The organism is Mesorhizobium sp. RCAM 05099 (genome assembly GCF_059683685.1).
In genome coordinates, this window is the sequence record NZ_CM185035.1 from 3,213,425 (window position 1) to 3,232,103 (window position 18,679).

At 63.4% G+C, this 18,679-nt stretch carries 13 protein-coding genes and 1 pseudogene; 10 read left to right on the top strand and 4 right to left on the bottom strand.

Features of this window, described 5'->3' with window-relative positions:
• Positions 1 to 101 precede the first annotated feature (101 nt).
• Entirely contained in the window at positions 102 to 959 is an 858-nt protein-coding gene (locus AC56QQ_RS15800; RefSeq protein ID WP_497128448.1) for a helix-turn-helix domain-containing protein, read from the bottom strand.
• Between the two features lie 228 nt (positions 960 to 1,187).
• On the opposite strand from AC56QQ_RS15800, the pseudogene AC56QQ_RS15805 reads away from it, so the two are divergent.
• Positions 1,188 to 2,197: pseudogene (locus tag AC56QQ_RS15805) on the top strand (fatty acid desaturase).
• 91 nt (positions 2,198 to 2,288) lie between these two features.
• Complete coding sequence (locus tag AC56QQ_RS15810) at positions 2,289 to 3,116, top strand: phosphate/phosphite/phosphonate ABC transporter substrate-binding protein (RefSeq protein WP_497128450.1); 828 nt, start codon at positions 2,289 to 2,291, stop codon at positions 3,114 to 3,116.
• Here AC56QQ_RS15810 and AC56QQ_RS15815 read toward each other — a convergent pair.
• The 3 genes from AC56QQ_RS15815 to AC56QQ_RS15825 form a co-directional block, all read right to left on the bottom strand.
• Positions 3,081 to 4,436, bottom strand: a complete 1,356-nt coding sequence (locus AC56QQ_RS15815; RefSeq protein WP_497128452.1) for a M24 family metallopeptidase — start codon at positions 4,434 to 4,436, stop codon at positions 3,081 to 3,083. The genes AC56QQ_RS15810 and AC56QQ_RS15815 overlap by 36 nt on opposite strands.
• A 9-nt stretch (positions 4,437 to 4,445) precedes the next feature.
• The gene (locus AC56QQ_RS15820) at positions 4,446 to 7,016 is read right to left on the bottom strand and encodes a GcvT family protein (RefSeq protein ID WP_497128454.1); all 2,571 of its coding nucleotides are present in this window, start codon (positions 7,014 to 7,016) and stop codon (positions 4,446 to 4,448) included.
• Positions 7,017 to 7,112: 96 nt separating this feature from the next.
• The gene (locus AC56QQ_RS15825) at positions 7,113 to 8,690 is read right to left on the bottom strand and encodes a trimethylamine methyltransferase family protein (protein WP_497128456.1); all 1,578 of its coding nucleotides are present in this window, start codon (positions 8,688 to 8,690) and stop codon (positions 7,113 to 7,115) included.
• Between the two features lie 260 nt (positions 8,691 to 8,950).
• Here AC56QQ_RS15825 and AC56QQ_RS15830 point away from each other — a divergent pair, with 260 nt between their 5' ends.
• The 8 genes from AC56QQ_RS15830 to AC56QQ_RS15865 all read left to right on the top strand — a co-directional run bounded on the left by AC56QQ_RS15830 (position 8,951) and on the right by AC56QQ_RS15865 (position 18,544).
• The gene (locus AC56QQ_RS15830) at positions 8,951 to 10,858 is read left to right on the top strand and encodes a phospholipase D-like domain-containing protein (protein ID WP_497128458.1); all 1,908 of its coding nucleotides are present in this window, start codon (positions 8,951 to 8,953) and stop codon (positions 10,856 to 10,858) included.
• Positions 10,859 to 11,031: 173 nt separating this feature from the next.
• Positions 11,032 to 12,207: an MFS transporter gene (locus AC56QQ_RS15835; RefSeq protein WP_489861907.1), complete on the top strand. Its 1,176-nt coding sequence runs from the start codon at positions 11,032 to 11,034 to the stop codon at positions 12,205 to 12,207.
• A 92-nt stretch (positions 12,208 to 12,299) separates the two neighbouring features.
• Positions 12,300 to 13,460, top strand: a complete 1,161-nt coding sequence (locus AC56QQ_RS15840; RefSeq protein WP_497128460.1) for an MFS transporter — start codon at positions 12,300 to 12,302, stop codon at positions 13,458 to 13,460.
• An 85-nt stretch (positions 13,461 to 13,545) separates the two neighbouring features.
• Complete coding sequence (locus tag AC56QQ_RS15845) at positions 13,546 to 15,609, top strand: prolyl oligopeptidase family serine peptidase (protein ID WP_497128462.1); 2,064 nt, start codon at positions 13,546 to 13,548, stop codon at positions 15,607 to 15,609.
• Between the two features lie 68 nt (positions 15,610 to 15,677).
• Complete coding sequence (locus AC56QQ_RS15850; protein WP_091575440.1) at positions 15,678 to 15,803, top strand: capsid protein; 126 nt, start codon at positions 15,678 to 15,680, stop codon at positions 15,801 to 15,803.
• A gap of 51 nt (positions 15,804 to 15,854) precedes the next feature.
• Positions 15,855 to 17,234, top strand: coding sequence for an aspartate aminotransferase family protein (locus AC56QQ_RS15855; protein WP_497128464.1), 1,380 nt, complete (start codon positions 15,855 to 15,857; stop codon positions 17,232 to 17,234).
• Positions 17,235 to 17,370: 136 nt separating this feature from the next.
• The gene (locus AC56QQ_RS15860; protein WP_497128466.1) at positions 17,371 to 17,736 is read left to right on the top strand and encodes a hypothetical protein; all 366 of its coding nucleotides are present in this window, start codon (positions 17,371 to 17,373) and stop codon (positions 17,734 to 17,736) included.
• Positions 17,737 to 17,899: 163 nt separating this feature from the next.
• Positions 17,900 to 18,544, top strand: a complete 645-nt coding sequence (locus AC56QQ_RS15865) for a cytochrome c oxidase assembly factor Coa1 family protein (protein ID WP_497128468.1) — start codon at positions 17,900 to 17,902, stop codon at positions 18,542 to 18,544.
• The last annotated feature ends 135 nt before the right edge of the window (positions 18,545 to 18,679 follow it).

The following is an 18,679-nucleotide window of genomic DNA, read 5'->3' on the forward strand; positions in this document are numbered from 1 at the left end:
TTTCATGTTTCGAAGTCGGATAAGGATATAAAGAAGTCTTTATGTGTAGTCAATGAAATAGCGGGCGCGGCATCGCCGATGCGGACGCCCTCGCACCGAGCTCAGGGGGTGCCTGACGGGAACGACATGCCGGCCAGCCTCTGCGCGAAGCCGGCTGCCTCATGCGCGTTGATGTCGGCGGCGCGGATCAGATTGTCGAAGTGGCGGATCAGCGTCTGGATCGGCTGGGTGGCGTTGAGCACCAGATACATGTCGCCGACGTAGATGGCGGCGCGATAGGGCCCGAAGATGGTGTAGGGGATCGAGTAGCGCATGCGTCCGTCATAGAGGAACAGGCGGAAGGTCGGGTAGAGGTCGTCGAGCAGCGTGGCCATGTGCAGAAGCTGGGCGCGGCGGTCGGCTTCCGGAAAACGGTCCCACACACCCAGCCCGCGCGCGAAAATCTCCAGCGTGTGGCGCGGCATGCAGACTTCCATGTCGGTTTCCGGCCGCCGGTTGTAGTCGATGCGGTATTGCGTTTCGCCGGCCTGCGCCAGGCGGCTCTTGTTGGTGATGCCCGCCTCGTAGTCGACCAGCGCCTCGGTGCGCAGAAGATCCGGAATGCCGGCCGGCACGTAACGGATCTTGGTGCCGGCCGCCTCGGCGTGCCATTTGGCCAGCAGCGTACGGTCGAAGCCGTCGGGCGCCTCCTCGATCTCCAGGCTTTCGCGGATTTCGCCGGTCAGGCCCTCGTCCTGGCTGAGGCCGAGAAGCCAGTCGAGCGATACCTTGAACTCGGCGGCGATGTTGAGCAGCGTCTCGGCGCGGGGCAGGCGGGTCGAGGCGCCCGACAGCAGCTGCGAGAGCGCCGAGCGGTCGATGCCGACCGCGGTTGCGAAGGCCGACTGGTTGAGGTCGGACCGTGTCAAGAGCATTTTCAGGCGTTCGCGGAAGATGGTCGACAGATCGCGCTTGTCCATCTCGGTGCTCCAGTCCGATTGAGGAAAAATTTGCGCCGAAGCCCCTCTGGAGCTGCCTCAGGCGTAAATGAATCCCTAAGTATGTTTACAATGTATAACATGTGCGGCTGAAAATGCGCAATCGCAACAGTTTGTGCGCGTTGTCGCGTTGCTGCAACCCAACACTCCTGACACAATGCTGTCAGGAATCACAGGGATTCCGGCGACTGAGGGGCGGTGGTCGATAGCATGACGAGCAAGAGCATCAGGCAACGCAGCGTACCGGCCATCGAGTGGCCGACCGTGTTTCTCGCTTTCTTCTGTTACGGAACATGGCTCGCCACCGGCTTCCTGCTTTGGCCCACTCATCCGATCCTGGCGCTCGCCATCCTGGCCTTTACCGCCGCGCTGCAATCCTCGCTCATGCACGAAGTGCTGCATGGCCATCCGACCCGCAACGCGCTGGCCAACGAAGCCTTTGTCTTCCTGCCGATCGGTCTCGTCTGGCCGTTCCGCCGTTTCAAGACCATTCATCTGCGCCACCATGCCGACGAGCGGCTGACCGATCCGCTGGACGATCCGGAAAGCTACTACCAGGCGCTCTGGCTGCATGAGGAACTGCCGCCGCTGATGAAATTCCTGCTCAAGATCAACAACACCATGGCTGGCCGCCTGGTGCTCGGCCCTGGCTGTCCTGCATCGGCTTCTTCATCGACGACGCCAGGCAGGTGATGGCCGGAGACAAGGCAATCCGCAAGGCGTGGCTGCTGCACGCGATCGGGCTCGCCATCGTAGTGCCGATCGTTCAGTTCGGCTTCGGCATTCCGCTGTGGCTCTATATCCTGGTCCCGGTCTGGCTCGGCCAGTCGCTGATTTCAATCCGCACCTTCGCCGAGCATCAATGGTCCGAGTATCCGGAGGGCCGCACGGTGATCGTCGAGCGCTCGCCGCTGTCGTTCCTGTTCCTCAACAACAATCTGCACCTCGTCCACCACAAGAGCCCGACAGTGGCCTGGTACCGACTGCCAAAACTGTTTCGCGACCGCCGTGATGAATGGCTGCGATTGAACAATGGCTATGCCTATCCGAACTATTTCGCGCTGATCAAAGCCTATGCCTTCAAGGCGAAGGAACCAGTCGTGCATCCGGTCCTGCGGCGCGCGCCGGAGCCGGGCAGGGCCTTCAAGCCGCGCGTCAGGGCCCGCAGCATCAACGGGCTTGGCAGCGCGCCCGTCCCGGCCGAGCCGCCGAAGGAGTAGTTCCGGCGTATCCGGGATCCGTGTCGGCCAATTCTGATTGGGCGCCGTGTTTTTGAGATCCTTTCTCCAGACATGGTGATTGAGTGTCGGCATGAGCGAATTGGTTGCGGCGTTGCCGATGTATGACTGGCCTGAGGTGCGCGACGAGGTCGACGCCCAATGGGCGCTGCTGCGCGATGCCTTCAGGCAGAAGGGTATCGACGCGCCGCAAACCATCGCACGCCGCAATGCCGACTTGCCGCCGGTTCCGGGCGGCATTCGTGATGCCCAGGGAGCATTGATCGCGCCCGATCCGGCGACATTGCCGCCCGACGAATTCGATTTCCACAGATTGTGGCTGCACCCGGCGTTGCTGTTCGCGCAGACTTGCTGGGGACCAATGGAGCTCGGCCTGTCCAGGCATGTGCAGGTGGTCGCCCAGCCAAGCTACGATGCCTATGAAGGCGGGCAGGGCGAGCTTTATTCGAGTGCGGTGGTGATGCGGACAGGCGAGGGGCCGGAGGCTCGATCGCCGGCGGACGGCGGCGCTCTCATCCCGCTGGATCTGATCCGCGGCAGGCGCTTCACCTTCAACAACCTCGATTCCATGTCGGGCCTCATCGGGCTGACGCGCGACCTGGAAGCGATGGGCGAAAGTCTTGATATCTTTTCGTCGCGCAGCGAAAGCGGCGGTCACCGAAGCTCGATTGTCGCCGTGGCCGAAGGCAAGGCGGATGTCGCGGCGATCGATTGCGAAAGCTGGGCGCTGGCGCAGCGTTTCGAGCCAGCGGCACAGAAGGTAGCAGTGGTCGGCTGGACCAGACGGCGCAAAGGCCTGCCATTCATCACCGCCAGGACAACGCCGGAAAAGACAGTCACGGCGCTCCGCGAGGTCCTTGCCAGGCTAGCCGAGCAGCCTCGCATCCAACGGGTAGGTTGAAAGCTTCTCGTTACCGCTCTCGGTGATGAGGATCTGCTCTTCGATCTTGACGCCCTCGCGGCCGCCAAGCCTGCCGATATAGCTTTCCACGCACAGCACCATGCCAGGTTCGAGCACACCATCAGGCGTGTCAGCGGTCCAGTCGCTGGCATGCGGCAGGGTCGGATATTCGTCGGCCAGACCGACGCCGTGATAGAGGACGCCGTAGCGCGTCGGGAAGCAGTCTCCGGGCGGTATCACTGAGCGTTCGACCAGATCGCGGAACGAGATGCCGGGCCGCATCAATTGGGTGTTGTGCTCGATCTGGTCGGCGGCGATGCGGAAGAGGTCACGTTGTGCATTGGTCGGTTTTGCGTCGCCGCACAGCCATGTGCGCGACAGGTCGGCGCAGAAGCCGTAAGGGCCGATCAGGTCGGTGTCGAAGGCAACGAGATCGCCGGCCTCGATGATGCGCGACGAGCATTCCTGGAACCATGGATTGGTGCGCGGCCCTGACGCCAGCAGCCGCGTTTCGATCCATTCGCCGCCGCGCGCGATGTTGCCGCGATGGAGTTCGGCCCACAATTCGTTCTCGGAAATCCCCGGCTTCAGCGCATGCTCCATTTCGCCCATCGCCGCCTCGCAGGCGACGATGGCGCGGCGCATGGCGAGGATTTCGTCCGGCGATTTGATCAGCCGCGCGTTTTCCATCACCGCCTCGCCGTTGCCGATCGAAATACCGAGGCGGGCCAGTTCCTCGACGCCTTCCGGGTTGATGTGGTCAACCGCAATGCGGCCATTGCCGTCACCATGTTCCTTCACCAGGTCAGCGATGCCGGCCGCCCAACGGCGGACTTTCTGCTCCGTCAGTTCGCCGCCATAGAGATACATCCACGAGACGGCTGGCCGCACCTCGTCGACGACTCCGGAATGGTCGGACAGGTGCTCGCAGGAAAAATAGTCGAACAGCACCACCGGCCCGTCGGTGGCAACGAAACAATGCCGCGTCGGATTGTGCGCCACCCACAGCTGCATGTTGGTGGAATCGGTCGCATAGCGGATGTTGACGGGGTCGTAGAGCAGGGCGCCGGCATAGCCGCGACGTTTCAGCTCGGCGCGGATGCGCTCCAGCCGGTATTTGCGCATCGCCGGAAGATCGGGGGCGGCAATGCCTGCCGCCACCCATTCTGCCTCCGCCTGTGCGCCATAGCCCAGAACATGCTGGTTGAGCGAAGCCGCCTTCTGGCGGGAGGCGTCACGCAGAGCCTCGATCGAGCCCGGCTCGAACGGCATGATCTTGCGATGGCGGCCAAAGCTGCCCTTTGGCACCGCGCTGTCCATGGTCGTGCCTCAGGTCCGCATTTTCTCACCGCTCGGGTCAAAGGGCGCTTCGACGTTGATGCGGGCCGGCCGGCGGTGTCCAAGAATCTCGATCTCGAACAGCCCCGCACTTTCGTCCTCGGCAAGGGCCGCTGGTACATAGCCCTGCGCCATCGACTTCCGCACATAGTGGGCATAGCCGCCCGACGTGACCCAGCCGACCACACGCCATTCGCCGTCGACGATGCCGCGCACGGCGGAAGCGCCTTCGGCGGCTTTGGATCCACGCACTTCCTTGCACTTGTCGTCGAAGCGTGGCGCGCCGTAGCCATGCGGCTTTTCCACCGTGCCGTAGTCCTTGCTGACCTTGGCCCAGATCGGCTCGTCGCCCATCACGTCGGCGTCGGCAGCGTCGACGATGAAGGAGACGCGGCGCAGTTTCGGCCCTTCGGCGTGTTCCTTGGCGGCGGCCTCGCGGCCGATGAAGTCGTTCTTCTCAAGCTTGATGAAGCGGTCCATCGAGCCTTCGAACGGCCCGTAGATCGGCCGCAACTCGCGGAACCAGGTCGGGAAGTTCTTTTCCAGCCGCATCGACAGCAAAGCGCGCATGCCGAAATCGACGAGGCCGAACTCCTCGCCGGCATCCTTGATCGCCTTGTACACCAAGCGCTGGTAGGCCGGCGCCATCCAGATCTCGTAGCCGAGGTCGCCGGTGTAGGTAATGCGGTTGACCATGCAGGGCGCGCCGCCGACCGCCATCTCGCGGAAATCCATGAAGCGGAAGGCTTTTGTCGAGATATCGACATCAACCAGCTTCTGCAGCAAGTCGCGGGATTTCGGCCCGGCGATCGACAGGCCGACCAGCGTCTGGTCGAAGCGGTGGATGCGCACTGAACCGTCCTTCGGCAGATGCTTTTCGAACCAGCGCATGTGGTACTTCTGCGCGGCCGACGAGCCCCAGATCATGAAGCGGTCTTCCCCGGCCTTGGCGATGGTGAAGTCGCCGATCAGCTTGCCGAATTCGTTGATCATCGGCGTCAGCACGATGCGGCCGGTCTTCGGCATGCGGTTGGTCATCAGCCGGTTGAGGAACTCTTCCGCCCCCGGTCCCGACACTTCGTATTTGGCGAAGTTGGCGATCTCGGTGACGCCGACGCGCTCGCGCGTGGCGCGCACTTCCTCGCCAATCGGACCAAAGTCGTTGGAGCGGTGGAAGGAGACGATGTCCTTCGGCTCCTTCCCCTTTGGAGCGAACCAGAGCGGGGTTTCGAGACCCCACGAGTCGCCCATGACGGCGTTGTTCGCCAGCATCGTGTCGTAGAGCGGCGTCGTCTGCGCCGGGCGTGCCGCCGGCAGTTCCTCGTTGGGGAAGCGGATGGAGAAGCGGCGCGAGTAGTTTTCGCGCACCTTGGCATTGGTGTAGCGCAGGCCGGCCCATTCGCCGAAGCGGGCGACATCCATGCCCCAGACGTCGAAGCCGGGATCGCCATGGACCATCCAGTTCGACAGCGCCAGGCCGACGCCACCGCCCTGGCTGAAGCCGGCCATGACGGCGCAGGCGCACCAGAAATTGGTCAGGCCCTGCACCGGGCCGACCAGCGGGTTGCCGTCGAGCGCGAAGGTGAAGGGGCCGTTGATGATCTGCTTGATGCCGGCCTTCTCGATGCCGGGGAAATGCTTGAAGCCGATCTCCAGCGATGGTGCGATGCGATCGAGGTCGGGCGGCAGCAACTCGTGGCCGAAATCCCACGGCGTGTTGACCGGCGACCACGGCTTGCAGGCTTTTTCATAGGTGCCGAGCAGGATGCCGTTGCGCTCCTGTCGGGTGTAGATTTCGCCCTTGAAGTCGAGCACGCCGATCATCTCGCGGCCGGTCGACTTGTTGAATTCCTCGACCTCCGGCATCGGCTCGGTCAGCAGATACATGTGCTCCATGGCCAGCACCGGCAGTTCGACACCGACCATGCGGCCGATCTCGCGCGCCCACAGGCCGCCGCAGTTGACGACATGCTCGGCCTTCACCGTGCCTTGCTCGGTGACGACGTTCCAGGTGCCGTCGACTTCTTGCGTCAGTTCGACGACACGGTTGCGCAGCACGATCTCGGCGCCCAGCTTCTTCGCCGCCTTGGAATAGGCGATCGTCGTGCCGGACGGATCGAGATGGCCTTCGACCGGGTCCCACATGGCGCCGACGAAATTGGTCTCGTCCATCAGCGGGAACATCGCCTTGGCTTCGGACGGCGTGATCAGTTCGGTGTCCATGCCGAGATAGCGGCCCTTGGCGTGGGCGAGACGCAGGAAGTCCATGCGCTCGGGCGTATCGGCCATCATCACGCCGCCGGTCAGGTGCAGCGAGCAGGACTGGCCGGAGATCTCCTCGATCTCCTTGTAGAGCTGCACCGTATAGGCCTGCAGCTTGGCGACGTTGGGGTCGCCGTTCAGCGTGTGGAAGCCGCCGGCCGCATGCCAGGACGAGCCGGAGGTAAGCTCCGAGCGCTCGATCAGCATGATGTCGGTCCAGCCAGCCTTGGCCAGATGATAGAGAACCGAACAGCCGACGACGCCGCCGCCGATGACAACCGCTTTTACGTGAGATTTCATCAAGATAGGTCCGTTTTTGCGTAAACTGAATCAGGTTTTTTGATCGGCGGCGGGCGGCGCCTCGACGCCGAAATCAAGCTCGTCGCCGCGTGATGATCAAAAATCGGTCGGCGCGCCGCCTTCGGACCGCCGCTTGGCGACGAAGGCGTTGAGTTCCTCGCGGATGGCCGGGTCCATGTAAGGTTCGTCATAGGAGGCCAGCCGCTCCTTCCACACCTTGTTGGCCTTTTCGAGCGCCGTCGGCGAACCGGCTTCCGCCCAGGTCTCGAAATTGCGCCAGTCGGAAAGGATCGGCGAATAGAAGGCCGTCTTGTAGCGGTCCTGGGTGTGCTGGGTGCCGAAGAAATGACCGCCTGGACCGACGGACTGGATGGCGTCGAAACCGAGCGCCTCTTCGGAGAGGTCGAGCGGGGTCAGGAATTCCGCCACCATCTGCAACAGGTCAATGTCGAGGATGGTCTTCTCGTAGGAGCATCGCAGGCCGCCCTCGAGCCAGCCGGCCGCGTGCATCATCAAATTGCCGCCGCCCTGGATTGCGCCCCACAGCGAGAACACGCTCTCGTAGGCCGCCTGCGCGTCGACCGTGTTGGCGGCGCAGGTGTTGGAGGTGCGGTAGGGGATGTTGTAGCGGCGGGCAAGCTGGCCGCCGACGAGCTGCGCCTTCATGTATTCAGGCGTGCCGAAGGCCGGTGAACCGGACTTCATGTCGACATTGGAGGTGAAGCCGCCATAGCCGACCGGCGCGCCCTTGCGCACCATCTGGGCAAAGGCGATGCCGGACAGCGCCTCGGCATTCTGCTGCACCAGCGCGCCGGCAATCGTCACCGGCGCCATCGCGCCCGACAGGGTGAACGGCGTGACAATGACGACCTGGCCCTTGCTCGACATCTGGATGATGCCTTCCATCATCGGCACGTCGAGCTTCAGCGGCGAATTGGTGTTGATGATGGTGAAGACGGACGGTTCTGCGAGCAACTGCTCATGGCTGATGCCGCGCGCGATGCGAGTGATCTCGATGCCGTCGACGTTGCGTTCCTTGCCGAGCGAATAGATGTGGAACACCTTGTCGGTCAGCGTGGCGAGGTCGCGGATGCACTCCAGGTGGCGGACGGACGGATGGATATCGGTCGGCTCGACAGGATAGCCGCCCGTGCAGTTCAGGATGTTGTGCATCTGCGCGAGCTTGAGGAAGTTGCGGTAGTCCTGCTGGTTGCCGGGCCGGCGGCCCCGATCGAGGTCGGAACAGTTGGGCGCCGACGCCATCATCGAAAGGATCAGGTTGTTACCGCCAAACTGTACGTTGTGCGCGGGGTTGCGGGCATGGATGGTGAATTCCGAAGGGCAGTGCGAGACCAGCTCGAGGATCATGTCGCTGTCGAAGCGCACCCGCTCGCTGCCATCGCGCACGTCGGCGCCATGCGCCTTCATGATGCGGCGGGCTTCGTCGTGCAGAACGTCGACGCCGATCTCCGTCAGCACGCGCAGGGAGGCGAGGTGGATCGATTCCAGCTCGTCGTCCGAGACCAGCTTGGTCGGCGTCATCGGGATTTTCAGCTGACGGAAGGGCGGTTGCTCGAACGCGGCCGAGCCGCCGGCGCGCTTTCCGGCGCGGCCGCCGCGACGGGCACGGTCGTTGGCCAATGCCGGTTCTGCAGGTTGTAGGGCGGCGGTCATGATGGTCCTCGTACGATGCGATAGCGGGCGGCATAATGGACCGGCGGCTGTCCAGCCATTGCGGAGGCGGCGACCACTAGGGCGAGGGAAGCGACATGCCGGGACGGCAGCCGCGCGGCCGCGACATCCCCTTGGCCACATCGGCCCGCCGGCGGGCGCCTGAGCGCGGCCGATCGGACGGATGCCAATGTAAAGCGCGTTACAGTACTGTCTTTTACTTCTGACATATTTGCGCGTTGAACTTTCGTGGAGGGACAGCCATGCCTGACGTCATCAAGGTGCGTGCCGCGACCAACAACGAAGTCGCGTTCCTTTCCTGGGATATTGACGGGATGATCCCGGGCTGCCTCGGTTTCGAGATCGTACGCCTCTACCCCGATACCGGCGAGGAACGCTGCCTGGCCTCCTGGGTGCCGTTCAAGGGGCAGCGCAATCCGAGATGGATTCCGCAGGACACCGGCGTCTGGCCGGTGCAGAAGACATTCTGGCGCGATCTGACCGTGCGGCGCCGGCGCGACAGCCTCGATGTCAGGCCGGAGGGCGAGATGATCGCCTACCGCGTGCGTCCGGTCGGCGACATGAAGCCTGGCCTCGATCAGGTGCCGGTGCGCCCCGATCAGGTCGTTGACGGTAAACCCGCCTATACCGGGCCGGCGCGCCCGCTCGGCTATCTCGGCCAGGGTGCCGTCAGCCCACCGATCTTCCTGGGGCAGATGTTCGGCAAGGCGCGCGTTGCGTTCACCAACGGCGTGCTGTCGACGCAATGGATGTCGCACGCGCTTCAGGAGGCCGGCATCAAGGTCGGCCAACGCGACAAGATCAGGGCGGTGCTGCAGGATCCGACCAGCAAGATACGCGCCTATCTGCATGGCGATGTGCCTGATGTGCTGACCAGCCTCCTGAAACGCGCCAAGACCGAAGGCGGCACCGTCAGGCTTGCCCTCTATGAGCTTGGTGACGACGAATTGTGCGACGCCATCATCGCCGCCAAGGATGTCGTCGAGGTCATCCTTTCCAATTCGGGCAGGGACGACCAGACCAAGGCCTGGGACGCAGGCAATGCACCTTACCGGAAGCGCCTGCACGATGCGGGCGTGGTGGTGACGGACCGCTTGTTCAACAACAACCATATCGGCCACAACAAGTTTGCCGTCTACCGCGATGCCCAGGGCAAACCGCAAGCGGTGATGACCGGCAGCACCAACTGGACGTCGACGGGCATTTGCGGTCAGTCCAACAACGCCTTCATCCGCGACGATCCTGATATGGCAGAGGTGTTCGACGCCTATTGGCAGCGCATGAAGGCCGATGTGTTCCCACCGCCGGCTTCGGAGAGCGCTGCCGGTCATGTCGTGCAGACGCAGGGCGTGCCGTTCCGCAAGGAAAACCACCTGCCAAACCCGTTCAACGGCGCCTCGGTGGCGTTGGACGGCATGACGGTGTGGTTTTCGCCGAACGACCCGAACCGCAACAAGAAGGACATCTCGGTGCGTCCGGTCGACCTCGAGGATGTCTTCGCCCGCATCAAGGCGGCCAAGCGGGCGGTGCTGTTCCTGGTGTTCAACCCTTCGCTGCTCGGCGAAAACTCGATCGTCGACCAGGCCGTCGCGGCAGCGAAGGCCGATCCGAAGCTGATCGTGCAAGGCGCGATCAGCGACGAAACCGCGATGCCCAACTATGTCGCGCCGACCAAGGATCCGGTCACCCACAAGTCGAACAAGGACGGCAAGTCGCCCTTTGTCTATCCGGAGAAGGTCTGGGAGGCGCCCAATGTCTCGATCGTGCGGGCCGCAAACCTGACCGGCGCCACGATCGCCCGCGACTTCCAGGCGGAGGTGCTGACGGTCGGCCATGCGATCGTACACGACAAGATCGTCATCATCGATCCGATGGAGGACAACGCCACCGTCATCACCGGCAGCCATAACCTCGGCTACAAGGCTTCCTACGAAAACGACGAGAATCTGGTCATCGTGGAAGGCGACAAGACATTTGCAGCGGCCTATGCCGTGCACATGCTCGACGTCTTCGACCACTACAAGTTCCGCGCCTGGCGCAGGACGATCGGCAAGGGGCCTTCAGACGATGACGGGATTTCCATCGACGACAAGTGGCTAAAGCCCTATGCCGACGGCAAGAAGGGCGCGATCGCCCGCTATTTTCCATAGCGCCGCCGCGTTTTGCATCCGAGATTCGTTCAATCTGGACCGATCGGCTTCGGCCGGCCGGTCGATCCCGTTGGTGCAAACGGATCTCCGATCCGGGCCTTCCTTTCCTCTGGTCGAACCAGTAGCTAGTGAGGCTTGCAGGCCGGATGGCCAGCCCTCACATGGATGACAGCATGGTCGCGACCGGCTCGAGCGAAGGCGAAGCGGGGACGCAGTGGGCAGCGCTCGCCGGCGTTACCGCCGCACTTGCCATGTTCGGCGCGGCGCAAGGGCTGAGCTCGCCGCTGTTCACGCTTTTGATGCAGAAGCAAGGCATGTCACCTGGTTTGATCGGCCTGTCGGCGGCGATGATGCCGCTCGGGCTGATCCTGTCGGCCTCATTCGTGCCGGCGGCGGTGCGGCTGGTCGGTGCGCGAAACCTGGCGGTCGGCTGCTCGCTGATCGGTGCGCTTTGCTTTCTGGGGATCGGCTATCTGCAGAACTGGGTGGCCTGGTACGTCATCCGCTTCATCATCGGCGTGGTCATCAACCCGCTGTATATCCTTGGCGAGGTCTGGGCGTTGTCGCTGGCGCCGCCTTCGCGGCGCGGCCGGGTGATGGGCGTGTTCAACACGCTGATGGGCGCTGGCTACGCAGCGGGGCCCTTCACCCTGACTCTGGTCGGCACATCGGGCTGGGCGCCCTTCAGCGTCGGTGTCGGTGGCTTCATGCTCTGCGCCGTCATTCTGCGCCTTGTCTCCTCAAAGCTCACCGGGTTCGAGGATGACGGCCAGCCCTCCGGCAGCTTTGTCGGTTTCGCCCGGTTGGCGCCGGCGCTGCTGCTGGCCGTGCTGGTCTCGGCCGCGGTCCAGCAAAGCACCTATGCGCTGGTCCCGGTCTTCGGTGCCGGTTATGGCCTGCCGGAAGCCGTGCTCGCCGCGCTGGTGATGGCGCTGTCCCTGGGCAATATCTTGCTGCAGATCCCGCTCGGGCTGCTCGCCGAACGGTTCGGCGGCCGCCCGATGATCCTGGCCTGCGCGATGGCGACGACCGCCTGCGCGCTTCTGCTGCCGCTGCTGATCTTGACACCACTGATCTGGGGCGTGTTGCTGGTGATGGGCGCGGTCGGCTACGGCGTCTATACGATGGCGCTGGTCGAACTCGGCAGCCGGTTCAAGGGCACGCTGCTCGTCACCGGCAACGCGGCCTTCGCCTTGCTGTGGGGCGTTGGCGGTATCGTCGGCCCGCCGGGCGCCGGCCTGCTCATGCAGGGCATCGGTCCGCTGGGGCTGCCCGTGGTGATCGCCGGTCTCGACGCGGTTCTGATCGCCTTCGCTTTGTACCGCTCCTCGCGACGTCGAGCCTCCTGACATGGATCTGGCTGGAGCAAGCGCTTTCCTCCGGCGGCGCCTACCGCGGTTTGATCAAACCGTTAATCCTACCGCGCAGCAACGATAGGACCATGGCCGCGACGGATTCGGAAACTGACGAAGGAATACAATGGGCAGCGATCACCGGCGTGATCGCGACCGTGTCGGTGTTCGCCATCGCGCAGGGGCTGTCCTATCCGTTGTTGAGCTTCATCCTGCAGCGTCAGGGCGTCTCGCCGGCGATGATCGGCCTGTCGGCGGCGATGACGCCAGTCGGGTTCATCCTGTCGTCGCCGCTGATCCCGGCGCTGGCGCGGCGGTTCGGGGCAAGGCGCACGGCGCTCACCTGTGCGGCTCTTTCGGCTGTTGTGCTGGCGCTGATCGGCTGGACGCAGAATGTCTATCTGTGGTTTCCGCTACGCTTCCTGATCGGCGTCGTGACCAATCCGCTCTACGTGCTGAGCGAAATCTGGGTGATCGCGCTGGCGCCGCCTTCCCGGCGCGGCCGCGTCATGGGCGTCTATTCGACGATCATCTCGGCCGGCTTCGCGGCCGGGCCGCTCTGCCTGCTTGCCGTCGGCACGGAAGGCTGGCCGCCATTCCTCGTCGGCATTTCCGCCTTCGTGCTGTGCGGCGTCTGCCTGGCTTGCGTGCTGCCACGCCTGCCGAAGGTGGACGAAGCCGGCCATCGGGTTTCCGTCCTGGGCTTTGTGCCGCTGGCCTGGCTGCTCTTGTTCGCCGTCGTGGTGGCTGCCGGCTTCGAACAAGCAGCACTGGCGCTGCTGCCGGTCTACGGGACCTACCACGGCATCGCTGAAGCCCGCATGTCGGCGCTGCTTTCGGTGATGATTGCCGGCAACATCGCCATGCAAGTGCCGCTTGGCTTGCTGGCTGAAAGGCTGACGGCGCGGTCTGTGCGACTGGTCTGCATAGCCATGACGATTTTTGGATGCATGCTGTTGCCGCTTCTCATCGAAACGCCGCTGATCTGGCCGATGATCTTCGTCTGGGGTGCCGTCTCCTACGGCATCTACACGATGTCGATCATCGAGCTCGGCGAGCGATTCACCGGATCGACCTTGATCGCCGGCAACGCCGCCTTCTCCTTGATGTGGGGCGTCGGCGGTATCTCCATGCCGCCGCTGGCCGGAAGCGCCATGGATGTCCTGGGCGCCGGCGGCCTGCCGATCACGCTCGGTCTGCTGTGCCCGGCGCTGGCGCTCGCCAGTGTCGTTGGTCGAGGGAAAGCCTGAATCCTTGGCCAAGGCGTCGCGGCTATTGAATATCGGGCACGGCATGTCGATGTTGCATGCCGAAGCCTTGCCTATCGGAGATTCCATGACCAAGCCCATCACGAAGCCAGAATCCAGCACTGAAGATCCCTTCCTGTGGCTGGAGGACAGGACAGCCACCCAGTCGCTCGACTGGGTGCATCGCCAGAACGAGGTCACGGTCGGCGAATTGCAGGGCGACCCGTCCTATCAGGCGGCGTTCCAGACCGCGCTCGACCTGATGACGGCCGAGGACAACATCGCGGTCGGCTCCGCGCTGAAAGGCCACGTCTACAATTTCTGGCAGGACAAGACCAACGTGCTTGGCCTTTGGCGCCGCACCACGGTCGCTTCCTACAAGACCGAGAAACCCGACTGGGAAACGATCATCGACTTCGACCAGCTTGCGGCGAAGGAAGGGATCAAATGGGTGTTCAGTGGCGCCAGCCGGCTCTATCCGGACTTCAACCTATGCCTTGTCTCAATGTCGCCGGATGGCGGTGATGCCAGCGAGATGCGCGAATTCGACATAGAGACCAAATCCTTTGTCGATGGCGGATTTCGTGCTCCCGCCTCGAAATCAGGTTTCGGCTGGCTGGACAAGGACACCGTCATCGTCTCGGCGGCCTTCGAGGAGGCGGACAAGACCGAGTCGGGCTATCCGCGCGTCGTCAAGCTGTGGAAGCGCGGCGCCAAGCTGGAAGACGCGACACCGATCTTCGAGGCGCAGAAGGAAGATCTCGCCGTGGGTGCCGCTCTCGAGTTCGATGGCGACAGACGCTATCTGGTTCTGGCCAGGACGCTCGATTTCTTCGCCTCGCACATCTTCCTGCGCCTGCCTTCCGGCGAGAACAAGCGTCTGCCGCTGCCTGATGACATGACCGACACCGCAATCTTTCGGGATCAACTCGTCTTCGGCGTGCGCAGCCCGTGGACGGCGCCCGACGGCACGCTGTGCAAGCCCGACGGCCTCTATTCGCTGGATCTGGCGCGGTGGGTCGAGAGCGGCGTGCTCGGACCCGTGGAGACCTTGTTCGAGCCGCCGTATCGCGTGTCCATCGCCGGCATTGCCCGTACGCAGGACCGGCTGTTCATCAACCTGATGGACAATGTGCGCGGCAAGGTCGTCGTCTGCGAACGCAAGGAGGGAGGCTGGTCGCTGAAGCCGGTCGCGCTGCCCGAAAACGGCAATGTCGGCATCAGCCATGCCGAGCAGTTCGGATCGAGCGTATCTTTCTCCTTCACCGATTTCCTGACGCCGAGTTCGATCATCTGGTCGGACGACAATGGCGAGACGCTGGCCACCGTGAAGTCGCAGCCGGCGCGTTTCGATGCGTCGCCGCTGATTTCGGAACAGTTCGAGGCGCGCTCGAAGGACGGCACGATGATCCCCTATTTCGTCGTCCGGCGGCGCGACCAGAAGGGTCCGGTGCCGACGCTGCTCTATGGCTATGGCGGCTTCGAAGTGCCGCTGCTGCCGGGCTATGCCGGCGTGCGTGGCAGGCTGTGGCTGGAGAAGGGCAACGCCTATGTGCAAGCCTGCATCCGCGGCGGCGGCGAGTTCGGCCCGGCCTGGCATCAGGCGGCGCTGAAGGGCAACCGCCAGAATGGGTTCGACGACTTCGCCGCGGTCGCCCAGGACGTCGTCAGTCGCGGCATCGCGACGCCTTCCTCGCTCGGCATCCAGGGTGGCTCGAATGGCGGCCTGCTGACCGGCGTTTCCTTGACCCAGCACCCCGAGCTTTTTGGCGCGGTCATCATCGAGGTGCCGTTGCTCGACATGCTGCGCTACACCGAATTGCCGCCCGGCGCTTCGTGGATGGCCGAATATGGCGATCCCTCAAAACCGGAAGACGCGGCGTGGCTTTCGGCCTATTCGCCCTACCAGCACGTCGACGCCGGCGCCGCCTATCCGCCGGTGCTGCTGACCACCTCGACGGCGGATGACCGGGTTCATCCCGGTCATGCGCGCAAGATGGCCGCCCGCCTGCAGGAGGCAGGCCATGCAAGGACGCTGTTCTTCGAGGAGACCGAAGGCGGACATGGTGGCCGCGGCGACCGCCGGCCGCAGGCGGCGCAGACGGCGATGAAGTACGTCTTCCTGCAAAGGGCGCTGACCGCCAAGGCTTGAACTCATTCCCTGGGCACTCTTGCAAAGGGTGGTTCACCTCGACCGTCCTTTGCTCTAAGGTGCCGGCCATGGCTCACGTCAGGATATCGGCTCGCGCATTCCGGGTCGCGGTGACACCGTCACCGCGCACGCTGCGTGCCGAGCTTTTGCGGCTGTGCGCCCGCATCGGGTATTCGCCACCTGCCTTCCTCTGATGAATTCGCCCCCGGCACGGCCGGATAGAATCCAGAGGAAAGATCAGACCCATGACCTATCAGAACTATTCGCTGAAGCAGCTTCAGCAGATCGACGCCGCGCATCATCTCCACCCGTTCACCGACCACAAGGAACTGCGCGAGGTCGGCTCACGCATCATCACCCACGCCAACGGACCGTTCATCTACGATTCCGAAGGGGCCGAGATCCTCGACGGCATGGCCGGGCTGTGGTGCGTCAACATCGGCTATGGCCGCGACGAACTGGCCGAGGCCGCCTACACCCAGATGAAGGAATTGCCTTACTACAACTCCTTCTTCAAATGCTCGACGCCGACGCCGGTGCTGTTGTCCAGGAAGCTGGCCGAGATCGCGCCGAAGCACGTCAACCAGGTTTTCTACGGCTCGTCCGGTTCGGAAGCCAACGACACGGCGCTGCGTCTCGTGCGCCATTACTGGGCGCTGGAAGGCAAGCCGGAGAAGAACCGCATCATCTCGCGCAAGATGGCCTATCACGGCTCGACCGTTGCCGGCACTTCGCTTGGCGGCATGGATGCCATGCACAAGCAACTCGGCGGCGCGGTGCCCAACATCGTCCATGTGATGATGCCTTATGCCTATGAGTTGGCGCTGCCCGGCGAGAGCGATCACGATTTCGGCCTGCGTGCGGCAAAGGCGGTCGAGGATGCGATCCTCGAAGCCGGCGCCGACAAGGTTGCCGCCTTCATTGGCGAGCCAGTGATGGGGGCGGGCGGCGTGAAAATACCGCCGGCCAGCTATTGGCCGGAAGTGCAGCGCATCTGCCGCAAATACGACGTGCTGCTGATGCTCGACGAGGTTATCACCGGCTATGGCCGCACCGGCGAATGGTTCGCCGCGCAGACCTTCGGCATCGAACCGGACACCATCACCACCGCCAAGGCGCTGACCTCAGGCTACCAGCCGCTGTCGGCGCTGCTGGTCGGCGATCGCATCGCGGCGACGCTGGTCGAGAAAGGCGGCGAGTTCTATCACGGCTACACCTATTCCGGTCATCCGGTGGCCTGTGCCGTGGCGCTGAAGAACCTCGAGATCATCGAGAATGAAGGGCTGGTCGATCGCGTCAGGAACGAAACCGGCCCTTATTTCGCCAAGGCCCTGCAGGAACGCATTGCCGGGCATGATCTGGTCGGCGAGGTGCGTTCGATCGGGTTGATGGGCGCGATCGAAATCGTCAAGGACAAGGCGACCAAGGAGCGGTTCCTGCCATCGGGAAGTGCGGCGGTCACCGTCCGCGACCACGCGATCGGGCAAGGCATGATGCTGCGCGCCACGGGCGACACGATGATCCTGTCGCCGCCGCTGATCTGGACCCGCGACACCATCGACATGGCTTGCGAGCGCATAGCCAAGGCGCTGGATCTGGCGCAAGCGGATCTGCGCAAGCGGTAGGTTCGAACCTCGACCGGGCGTTCTTCGACAGGAACGCCCGGTGAGAAACATGCTGTCGCGATGGGGAACGATTCCACCTTCGGCGCGTAGTGTGTCAGGCAGCAACCGATTCGGTTGCGACAAGGGGTTCGTTTTCATGAGAAAAACTGGCAAGAGCCGACGCGTGCAAGAAGCAACCAGCATCGGTGGCGACCTGATGCTGGCGCCGATGGTGGCGATGATGCGTCTGCCCTTGATGGCCATGGATGCCGGGAGCGGCCAGCCATGGAGCACGGAGACGGCCCGCGCGGTGAACGAGAAGACCGTTGCAATGGCCGAAGGCGCTTTTGCGGCGCATATGTCTATCCTGCAGTCGGTATCGCGGTTCTGGCCGGAAGTCTTTTCCGGCCGCACGCCGTCGCTGTTCAACGGCGTCGCGGCGGAACTGTCGATCGGCGCCGCGCTGAGGCCGGCCAGCCGCGCCGTAAAAGCGAACTTTCACCGGCTGTCCAACAAAGCCTGACCGAGGCGATCCATTAGACCTATTTGACTGTCGGCCAAACGAAAACCGATTACGGTTTTCGGGATGATGGTCTAGAACCCGCTGAGGCACATTTGCCTGAAGCGCGTTATGCATGTCCGTACCCCAAGCCGATTCTTGGGCGACATGCATCAGAGGGGGTATGATGGCAGGACAAGCGCTCAACGAGCCCGCTGAAATTCCGGCCGAACTTGATCGCTGGAACTGGGGCGCTTTCTTCCTCAACTGGATCTGGGGTATCGGCAACAGCACCTTTATCGCACTGCTGGCGGTGATCCCGTTCGTCAACATCATCATGATCATCGTGCTTGGCGCGCGCGGCAGCCGCTGGGCCTGGCGGAACCGGGCGTGGCGCGATGCCGAGCAGTTTCGCAAGACCCAGCGCAACTGGGCGATCGCCGGCCTTGTCGTCTGGGTGGTTGGGATCGGCGGCTGTGCGACGATGGTGGGCAGCATTCCCTACCTGCTGAAAGGCAGCGATGCCTATCACATGACCATGGACAAGCTTCGCGCCGACGATCGCGTCAAGGCCGCTCTCGGCGACGTCGTGACCGACAATTTCTGGGTCGGCGGCCATCTCAATGTCGACGCGAATGGGTCGGGGGAGGCTCAGTTCAGCATTCCGGTCCATGGCGCCAAGGGCAAGGGCACTGCGTTCTCGACCGCTACCCGAACAGCCGGCACATGGAGCGTGCGTCTGCTGGTCGTCAAGGTGGAAGGGGTCGATGCACCGATCGTGCTGCTCAATGAGGATCATGTGCCAATTCCGAATGCGGCGATCGGAATATAAATCGGGATCGTGTAGCCAGGTCGGCAAAACGCAAAAACCGCGCTCCATCGGGAACGCGGCTTTGCCAGATACGCATGGCGCTTCGCTACTCAAACACTTGGCGAAACTTACGGGCTCCGGTACGCGAGACCTGAT

What these genes read in the sequence shown, in the direction of transcription:
- AC56QQ_RS15860 (WP_497128466.1), top strand. Translation starts at nt 17,371, where the DNA reads ATGAGAAAAACTGGCAAGAGCCGACGCGTGCAAGAAGCAACCAGCATC.
- AC56QQ_RS15815 (WP_497128452.1), bottom strand. Translation starts at nt 4,436, where the DNA reads ATGGACAGCGCGGTGCCAAAGGGCAGCTTTGGCCGCCATCGCAAGATC.
- AC56QQ_RS15835 (WP_489861907.1), top strand. Translation starts at nt 11,032, where the DNA reads ATGGTCGCGACCGGCTCGAGCGAAGGCGAAGCGGGGACGCAGTGGGCA.
- AC56QQ_RS15800 (WP_497128448.1), bottom strand. Translation starts at nt 959, where the DNA reads ATGGACAAGCGCGATCTGTCGACCATCTTCCGCGAACGCCTGAAAATG.
- AC56QQ_RS15820 (WP_497128454.1), bottom strand. Translation starts at nt 7,016, where the DNA reads ATGAAATCTCACGTAAAAGCGGTTGTCATCGGCGGCGGCGTCGTCGGC.
- AC56QQ_RS15845 (WP_497128462.1), top strand. Translation starts at nt 13,546, where the DNA reads ATGACCAAGCCCATCACGAAGCCAGAATCCAGCACTGAAGATCCCTTC.
- AC56QQ_RS15840 (WP_497128460.1), top strand. Translation starts at nt 12,300, where the DNA reads ATGGCCGCGACGGATTCGGAAACTGACGAAGGAATACAATGGGCAGCG.
- AC56QQ_RS15830 (WP_497128458.1), top strand. Translation starts at nt 8,951, where the DNA reads ATGCCTGACGTCATCAAGGTGCGTGCCGCGACCAACAACGAAGTCGCG.
- AC56QQ_RS15855 (WP_497128464.1), top strand. Translation starts at nt 15,855, where the DNA reads ATGACCTATCAGAACTATTCGCTGAAGCAGCTTCAGCAGATCGACGCC.
- AC56QQ_RS15810 (WP_497128450.1), top strand. Translation starts at nt 2,289, where the DNA reads ATGAGCGAATTGGTTGCGGCGTTGCCGATGTATGACTGGCCTGAGGTG.
- AC56QQ_RS15865 (WP_497128468.1), top strand. Translation starts at nt 17,900, where the DNA reads ATGGCAGGACAAGCGCTCAACGAGCCCGCTGAAATTCCGGCCGAACTT.
- AC56QQ_RS15825 (WP_497128456.1), bottom strand. Translation starts at nt 8,690, where the DNA reads ATGACCGCCGCCCTACAACCTGCAGAACCGGCATTGGCCAACGACCGT.
- AC56QQ_RS15850 (WP_091575440.1), top strand. Translation starts at nt 15,678, where the DNA reads ATGGCTCACGTCAGGATATCGGCTCGCGCATTCCGGGTCGCGGTGACA.